We start from the raw sequence: 8,134 nt of genomic DNA, 5'->3' as shown, positions 1-8,134 counted from the left end.
GCAAAAGAGGGGGTAAAACATATTTGGCACTGACAATCGGCACGCTGTTGAGTTCTCAAGGAGCAGACGCTTACCGGTTTTAAGCTTCCGCTTCGTTCCGGTGCTTCTTTAAGTTACCCGCCTTTTCAGTGGCTGTCAAATCGCGTTTTCTGTTGCGGTTTGACTTTCATCTGAACAGGTTCTTACGAGGTCTCACGTGCTCGTGGCCCGAATTCCGAGCGCTTGAGCGATGTTTCAACCTTACGAGCTTTGGAAGGATTGTGTCAAATCGCTTCGGCTTCATTCAGGTCTACACCCTGGTAAGCCAAGGACTGCCACTTTCACTACCTTATCGCACCGTCCGCGGCCCGTTTCCTCGGGGGGTCTGTGCCCCCTCGGAGGAGATCTGGTCCTACGCGACACCCCGGCTCGCAGTGGAGCTCAGTGGGCGACGAAGAGGAACTCTACACGACGAGAGGCGCCATGCGCGGACACGCGGCCATAACTTTCTGGCACCACCGACCAACGGTGAGCTACCAGCTCCAACGCACGGTCCGCCGGGCTGCTTCCCGGCCCTCCCGGCTCCGAGTTGCCTCTGCCTCCAAAACCGGTCTACCCGTCCCTCACCAGGGCCAAACCCGCCGACCGCCCGGAAGTTCGGCCGGCCGGTCCGCGAACCCAGCGGTGGCGGCCGGCTTCCAGCGGGCGTCGGGCGGCGTCCGTCTGCCGTCCGTCGGCCGACAGACGACAGACGGCAGACGGCAGACGGCTGAATCGCGGACGTCGGACGACAACGGCCGGCAGGCGGCAGCGACAGACGCGTGGCGGGGTATACGGGGCCACCGCGGATACGGGGCGGAACCGCTGGGGTAGCCGCCTACGGACAGCGCGGCTGGCGGGCCCGGACGCATCGCTCGACCGGCACCGACACCTCGTGCTGGGATGCACCGGGATCGCGCGGGGCCAGACCGGACCGGGGCCGTCCACGCCGGAGGGCCACGGCGGCTGCGGGCGATCTCCTTGGCAGGGGATCCGTGGACGCCTGGGGGTGAAGGGCGCCGGTAGAGACGCTCGGCAGCAGCAGCAGCAGCAGTGGGCAGCGACAGGGAGGTGGAGAGTGATACTCGGGGACTCCACCTGGCCTGATCTCGAGGGTCGGCGTCCGATCCTTGTTCTACCGGTCGGCAGCACCGAGCAGCACGGACCGCATCTCCCGCTCGACACCGACATGCGGGTGGCGATGGCGGTCTCGCTCGGGCTTGCCGACCGCCTGACTCCGCTTCTGGTCGCCCCCGCCTTGCCCTTCGGGGCGAGCGGCGAGCACGCGGGCTTCCCCGGCACCCTGTCTCTCGGCACGGAGGTCCTTGCCCGCGTGATGATCGAGATCGTCCGCTCGGCGGATGACACCGCCAGCGGGGTGGTCCTGGTGAACGGGCACGGCGGCAACCTCGAAGGTCTACGCCAAGCCACGTCCGTCCTGGGGGCGGAGGGCCGGCGGGTCCTGCTCTGGGCTCCGACCGCAGCCCTTGCCCGCGCCGCCCGACCACCGCGACCCGCCACACCGCGTGCGTCGGATCCGGCTACGCTGACCGGCCTGGCTGCCCCGGCGGATCCGGCTGGTCGGCCAGGCCCGGCTGGAACGATGAGCGTGGCCGGCGACCTGCACGCCGGGCGTACCGAAACGTCTCTGCTACTGCACCTGGCGCCGCAGCACGTACGGCTCGACCGCGCCACCGCCGGTCCGGTGCCTTCCCTGGACGCGCTCGTGGCACATGGTGTCGCGGCACTCAGCTCCTCCGGAGTCCTGGGCGATCCGACCGGAGCGTCCGCGGCCGAGGGGGCCTGCCTGCTCGCCGCCTACATCGATCACGCGACCGAGCATCTGTTGGCCTGGGCGGCACGTAGCGGAATCCCCGCCCCACGGCGACGTACCGCGCACCCGACGACATGACCGCCGTCCCAGGCGCTGCTGTACCCCCGGCGGCCCGCTGCGGCCCGCCGCGCAAACGCAACGAGTTCCGTGATGAGAGCGTTTCATCGGAAGTCGGTACCCGGAGAACGGACGGCGCATCGGTGACGGCGGTGACGGCGAGAGTGGATCCAGTGGCAGACGCCCCAACGGCAAGCGGCCCAGCGGCGGATGCCCCGGTGGCACAGGTCCCAGGGGCACAGTTCCCAGGGGCGCAGGTGGCGGGGGCGGTTGTGCAAGGGCCGGTGGCGCCGGATGCGGAGGTTCGGCCGGAAGCCGCGGGGCCACGCGGACGGCGGGAGGCCGCACCGGTGGCGCTGGTCACCGGCGCGGCCCGCGGTCTTGGCGCGGCCGTCGCGGCGTCGCTGCACGCGGCTGGATACCGCCTCGTCCTCGCCGATCTGGCGCTGCCGACGACACCTGCGTCCGGCTACCCCTACGCGACCAGGGACGATCTCGCCGCGGTCGCGGCCCGTTACCCGGACGCGCTCGCGATTCCAACCGACGTGCGGCGTCAGGGCGACGTCGACGCGGCGGTGCGGGCCGCGCTCGAACGGTTCGGCCGGCTGGACGCCGCGGTCGCCGTCGCCGGCATCATCGCGGGCGGTCCGCCGGCGTGGCAGACCGACGACGACACCTGGGAGACGCTGCTCGCGGGCAACCTGACCGGGGTGTTTCACGTTATCCGGGCTGCGGTTCCGACCCTGCTCGCGGCGCCGGCGGGACGATTCGTGGCGGTGTCCTCTGCCGCGGGCACCCGGCCGCTGCCTCGGCTGGCCGCCTACTCGGCGAGCAAACACGGCGTGGTGGGACTGGTTCGCAGCCTTGCGGCGGACCTCGCGGGCACCTCCGTGACCGCTAACGTCGTGTGCCCCGGCTCGATGGACACCACGATGCTGCTCGAGACGGCCCGGATCTACGACCTGCCCAGCACCGCGGAGTTCGCCGGACACGCCTATCTGCGGCGACTTCTGCGTCCCGAGGAGGTGGCGTCGGCGGTTGCCTTCCTATGCTCGCCCGCCTCGAGCGGGATGACCGGATCGGTGCTCGCCGTGGACGCGGGCTTCACCGGCTGATCCCGCCTGGCCCGACGAAAAGCCGATCAAGATCGATCGGACGAGATCAGCCGGACCAGCCGTACCGGTCTGGGACCAGGACGAAGGCGGCAGCGCCCCACAGGGGGACGCGGTCCGGATCGGCGCTGCGCAGGATCCGCAGCCGCCGGGAGAAGGCCAGGCCGGCATGGCGGTCGAAGCCGGCACGCATGGCATCCCAGAAGATCGGCCCGGACTGGGCGAACCCGCCGGCCACGACCGCCGCGTCGAGGTCGAGCAGGTTCGTGGCCGCTGCCATCCCGGCGCCGACCGCACTGCCCGAACGGGCCAGTTCCCGCCGCGCGGTCTGGTTCCCGGCGGCGGCGCAAGCGGCCAGCACCCGCCCATCGGCGGGCTGCCCGGCCGGGGGAACCCAGCCGGCCGCCAGCGCACGGCGCACGGTGTGCGGGCCGGCCGCCATGACCTCAAGGCAACCCTGGCCACCGCAGGGGCACGGCGGCCCGTCGGCCGCGACCGTGAGATGGCCGATATGGCCGGCGTTGCCCCATCCGCCGTGCAGCAGCTGGCCCGCGAGGATCAGGCCGCCGCCGACACCCGTCGAGACGGTCACGGCGAGCAGGTTGTGCACCCCGCGGGCGACACCGGCCCAGTGCTCGCCGGCGGCGAGGGCGATCCCGTCGTTGTGCACGAGAACCGGGGCGTCATCGACGAGCTCCCGCAACCGTTCCCGTAGTGGGAAGTCGCGCCACGCCGGGATGTTCAGCGGGGATACCTCCCCCGCCGGCCACCGCATCGGTCCGGCGCAGCCGCAGCCCACTCCGGCAAGCTCGCCGATGCCGACCCCGGCCGCCAGCAGGCTTTCGTACGCGCAGTCCCACACCGCCGCGAAGACCTGCTCGGCGCCGGATGGGCCGGACACGACCGGCACCGGCCTGCGGACCGCGCCCCGCAGGGCACCGTCCGCGTCCACGACTGCCGCCGCGATCTTCGTTCCCCCGATGTCGATGGCGAGGGCACGCTCACCCATCGCGCCTGCCCGTCGCCGGAGCTCCGCCTAGGTCGCATACCGCCTGTGACTGCACACCGTCGACTCCACCACGGGACCGGCGGCCATAGCCAGCCTGGCGGGAGCCCGTGGACGCAGGCGCCCAGGCCGGGCCGGCCACGCGAGACCGATGTCACCCTGCCCGCGGGCACGATCAGATCATGATGGCTCCGGCGACACGACCGCGCCCGACCATGGTCGGGCGCCGGGGCGTCCTGGGACGCGGGCGGCGCCCGACCGTGGCCAGGTCGAGCAGCGCGACTGCCGGCGGCACGGGCGAGCCGGCCGGCGGCGGGAGCCGGTCAGCCGGCCTTGCGGGTCTCGATCTCCGAGGTGAGCTGCGGCACGACGTTGAACAGGTCACCGACCAGTCCGTAGTCGGCGAACTCGAAGATCGGCGCCTCGGGGTCCTTGTTGATGGCGACGATCGTCTTGGAGGTCTGCATGCCGGCGCGGTGCTGGATGGCACCGGAGATGCCGACCGCGATGTACAGCTGCGGCGAAACGGTCTTGCCGGTCTGGCCGACCTGGTTCTGGTGCGGGTACCAGCCGGCGTCGGTAGCCGCGCGGGACGCGCCGACGGCGGCACCGAGGGTGTCGGCGAGCTTCTCCACCAGCGCGAAGTGCTCGGCGGCCCCGAGCCCGCGACCACCGGAGACGACGACCTGCGCCTCGGTGAGGTCCGGGCGGCCCGACTTGGCCTCGACCACCCGGTCGACGACCTTCGCGCCCTTGGCGGCGTCGGAGATCGCGACGTCCAGGACCTGCTCCGCCGGGGTGGACGGAGCGGCCTCGGGCGCCGTGGCGTTCGGCCGCACGACGACGACCGGCACGCCCTTGGTGACCTTGGAGGTGACGATCGTCGAACCACCGAAGATGCCCTGGGTGGCGACCAGGTCGGGGCTGAGCGCGGTGGCGTCCCAGATGAGGCCGGAGTCGAGCTTGGCGGCGACGCGGGCGGCGACCTCACGGGAGTCCGCCGTGGCGGCCACCAGGACGGCGACGGGCGAGGCGTCCCCGGCGACCTTCGCGAGCAGCTCGGCGGCCGGGCCGCCGATGTAGCCGGCGATGTCGTCGGACTCCGCGACATACACCTTGGCGGCGCCGTACTGGGCCAGGTAGTCCTTCGCCTTCGCGTAGGTTCCGGGCGCGCCGAGAAACACCGCGGCGGGCTCGCCGAACGTGCGGGCGAGGGTCAGCAGCTCGGCGGTGACCTTCTTCGGCTCTCCGTCGGCGTGCTCGACGAGTACGAGTACTTCAGCCATCGAACAAACCTCTCAGATGAGCTTCTGCGCGGCGAGGAACCCGGCGACCTTTGTCCCGCCGTCGCCCTCGTCCTTGACGATCGTGCCGCTGGAACGCGGCGGCGCGGACTCGGAGGTGACGACCTGCGAGGCGGCACCGGCGAGGCCGACGGAGGCGGCGTCCAGGCCCGTGTCCGCGACGGAAAGCGTGGTCAGCGGCTTCTTCTTGGCCGCCATGATCCCCTTGAACGAGGGGTAGCGCGGCTGGTTGATCTTCTCGACCACGCCGACGACGACGGGCAGGCTCGCCTCGACCAGCGCGTAGCCGTTGTCGGCGAGACGCTCGACCGTGACGGTGCTCGCGCCGGGATCGACCGTGACCTTGCGGGCCTGGGTGAGCTGCGGCAGGCCGAGCCGCTCCGCCAGCAGGGCACCGATGACACCGCCACGGGCGTCGGACGCCTCGGACGAGGTGATGACGATGTCGGGTGACAGGGTCGAGATCACCTTGGCGAGCGCGGCGGAAGTTGACAGCGCGTCGGAGCCGTGCAGCGAGTCGTCCGTGAGATGCACAGCCTTGTCGGCACCCATCGAGAGGGCCTTGCGGATCGTCTCGACCGCCTTGGCTGGCCCCATGGTGACGACGGTGACCTCGCCACCGTGCGCTTCCTTGATCTTCAGGGCCTCTTCGACCCCGTACTCGTCCATCTCGTTCATGACGTTGTCGACGCTCTGGCGGTCAACCGTCTTGTCCGCCGCGTCGAGCTTCTTCTCCGCCCAGGTATCGGGAACCTGCTTGACGGTAACGACGATGTTCACGCCTTGGGGCCTCCGTAGCCAACTTCCGATGTCAGTGCTCTTGACATCGTCGCATCTGGGGCGCTCCCGCGCTCGATGATCGGTTGCAGGGTGCGGGCCACACCAAGCCCCTGACCTGGACGGCCGCCCCGCGAACCGATCACGGCTACACGCCGTCACCGAGGTTAGTCCGTGCACCCCGACGGGGCCATCCCTAGTGACGGGACTATCACGGCGCCGCGGCGCCGGTGACCGAATGCCACTACGTCGATCCATTACAGCTACAGGCACCCATCGGCGCAACCACAGCCGCCGGACACCCGTCCCAGTGCCGCCCAGTGCCGGCCACCATCACACATCGGCGACCTCGCGATGACACACCGGTACCACGCGGAGGCCACGACCAGCCCATCTCAGGCGCACGACCTGCGGATCCCGCCGGAACAGGCAGCCGAGCGTGGCGTGTTCGCCAGAGGCTTCCGTCCTGAAACGGCGTGCATTTCGGCCATCTTCTGCACACCCCCTTCCCCAGCACGTGAACGATCAACTACTTTCTGCCCCGTGGGATGCGCGCAGCGCAACCGACTTGGACGACGGTCGCCCACAACATCGACGGGGGAACAATGTCGAAAACACCATCAGACGATTCGACGGATACCTCGGCTTTCGCCCGCCTGCTGCGCGAGGCCGGGGTATCCGACACCAGGTTCGCCGCCCAGGTCAACGCCCGCGCCCGGCAGCAGCGGCAGATCGATCTGGGGTTGGCCCGCACCACGGTCGGTCACTGGCGGCGTGGCATGCGCCCGCGGGACCCGATGGTCGCCGAGCTCGCCGCGGCCGAGCTCTCGGCCGGGCTCGGCTATCCCGTCCTGCCCAACGACCTGGGCTGGCGGGGCGAGTCCTACCGCCGCGACGACCTCGGCCTGACCGGCGCGGGTGCTCCCGTGGAGACCCTGCGCACGCTTGCTGGACTTTCGGGACGTGACATGCATCGACGCGAGCTGCTGCAGGAAAGCACAGCCTTCATAGCCTCCGCCTTCGCCGATCCGGTCCTGTCCAGCCTCACCGGCGTGATCGACCGCATCACCGACGCCCACCGACCGAGCGCGGGCGGCGGCGCCCTCATCCGCGACGTGACCGAGACCTTCCGCCGACTCGATGCCAAGTTCGGCAGCGGCGAGATCCGCCCCCAGGTCATCAGCTTCCTGCACGACCAGACCCGGGCTGCCCGCGACCGACGGCCCGACCCCGACCTGTTCAGCGCCCTGGCCGAACTCACCCAGTTCACCGGCTGGCTCGCTCAGGACAGCCAACGCCACGGTCTGGCCCAGCGCTACTACATCCAGGCCCTGAGCCTCGCCGAACACGCCGACGACGCCATGCTCGCCGGGCGCGTGCTGTCCGGAATGAGCGACCAGGCCGCGCAGCTCAGCCACATGCGGCAGAGCCTGGCCCTGGCCCGGGCCGCGCTGAACCGCTCGGCCGACTACTCGACGCCGACCGTCCGCGCGATGCTGTTCGACAAGCACGCCTGGGCGCTGGCCCGCAACGGCGACGAGAACGGCTGCCGGGACGCCCTGGACAAGATGGACCACGCGATCTCCCAGGCGGATAGCGAGGAGTCGCCGCCGTGGGCCGGCCACTACAACGGCGGAGACGCGTTGGAATGCCGCGGGCACTGCCTGCTGCTGCTCAACCGGGCGAAGGAAGCCGAACGGATGCTGCTGCAGGCCCGCGAGCTGCAGGGTGCCGCCCGCGCCCGCACCCGCAGCTACGCCGAGGCGGATCTGGCGCTGACCCGCCTGCGGCGCAGCTCGCCGGACCTGGAGGGCGCACTCGAAGCCGGCGGACGGGCCCTCGACGTTGCCGGCCAGGTCACCTCACTGCGCATCACCACCAAGCTCTCCGAGCTCAACCAGGCCCTCGACACCCACGCCACTGTGGCCGTGCGGGAATGGCAGGCACGAGCCCGGCCGCTGCTGCGGCACGGTCGCCACGCCAGCGGCGGTCCCTGCGCCGCCTGACGCTCCTCACCTGTTACTCC

Annotated in this window: 6 protein-coding genes; 3 read left to right on the top strand and 3 right to left on the bottom strand. The window is 70.8% G+C overall.

Features of this window, described 5'->3' with window-relative positions:
- The first annotated feature begins 1,096 nt into the window (after positions 1-1,096).
- Positions 1,097-1,930 carry a mycofactocin biosynthesis peptidyl-dipeptidase MftE gene (gene mftE / locus MXD95_RS28985; RefSeq protein ID WP_250641836.1) on the top strand — a complete coding sequence of 278 codons (834 nt, stop codon included), beginning with the start codon at positions 1,097-1,099 and terminating at the stop codon, positions 1,928-1,930.
- Between the two features lie 197 nt (positions 1,931-2,127).
- Complete coding sequence (locus MXD95_RS18115; protein ID WP_308301521.1) at positions 2,128-3,024, top strand: mycofactocin-coupled SDR family oxidoreductase; 897 nt, start codon at positions 2,128-2,130, stop codon at positions 3,022-3,024.
- Between the two features lie 46 nt (positions 3,025-3,070).
- Here the strand turns inward: MXD95_RS18115 and MXD95_RS18110 are convergent, their stop codons facing one another.
- From MXD95_RS18110 to MXD95_RS28580, 3 genes are all read right to left on the bottom strand, one after another.
- On the bottom strand, positions 3,071-4,030 hold the full coding sequence (locus MXD95_RS18110) for an ROK family protein (RefSeq protein ID WP_250641835.1): 960 nt from the start codon (positions 4,028-4,030) through the stop codon (positions 3,071-3,073).
- A 320-nt stretch (positions 4,031-4,350) separates the two neighbouring features.
- The gene (locus MXD95_RS18105) at positions 4,351-5,313 is read right to left on the bottom strand and encodes an electron transfer flavoprotein subunit alpha/FixB family protein (RefSeq protein ID WP_250641834.1); all 963 of its coding nucleotides are present in this window, start codon (positions 5,311-5,313) and stop codon (positions 4,351-4,353) included.
- Between the two features lie 12 nt (positions 5,314-5,325).
- Positions 5,326-6,111, bottom strand: coding sequence for an electron transfer flavoprotein subunit beta/FixA family protein (locus tag MXD95_RS28580; protein WP_250641833.1), 786 nt, complete (start codon positions 6,109-6,111; stop codon positions 5,326-5,328).
- A gap of 602 nt (positions 6,112-6,713) precedes the next feature.
- Here MXD95_RS28580 and MXD95_RS18095 point away from each other — a divergent pair.
- A complete protein-coding gene (locus MXD95_RS18095; protein ID WP_250641832.1) occupies positions 6,714-8,114 on the top strand; it encodes an NsdA family TPR-like regulatory protein in 1,401 nt (466 codons plus the stop codon).
- Positions 8,115-8,134 lie beyond the last annotated feature (20 nt).

This window comes from Frankia sp. AiPa1, assembly GCF_023243075.1.
In the GTDB taxonomy this organism is placed as follows: domain Bacteria; phylum Actinomycetota; class Actinomycetes; order Frankiales; family Frankiaceae; genus Frankia.
Note: the sequence above shows the minus strand (reverse complement) of the source record. Positions and strands in the feature narration are given on the sequence as shown.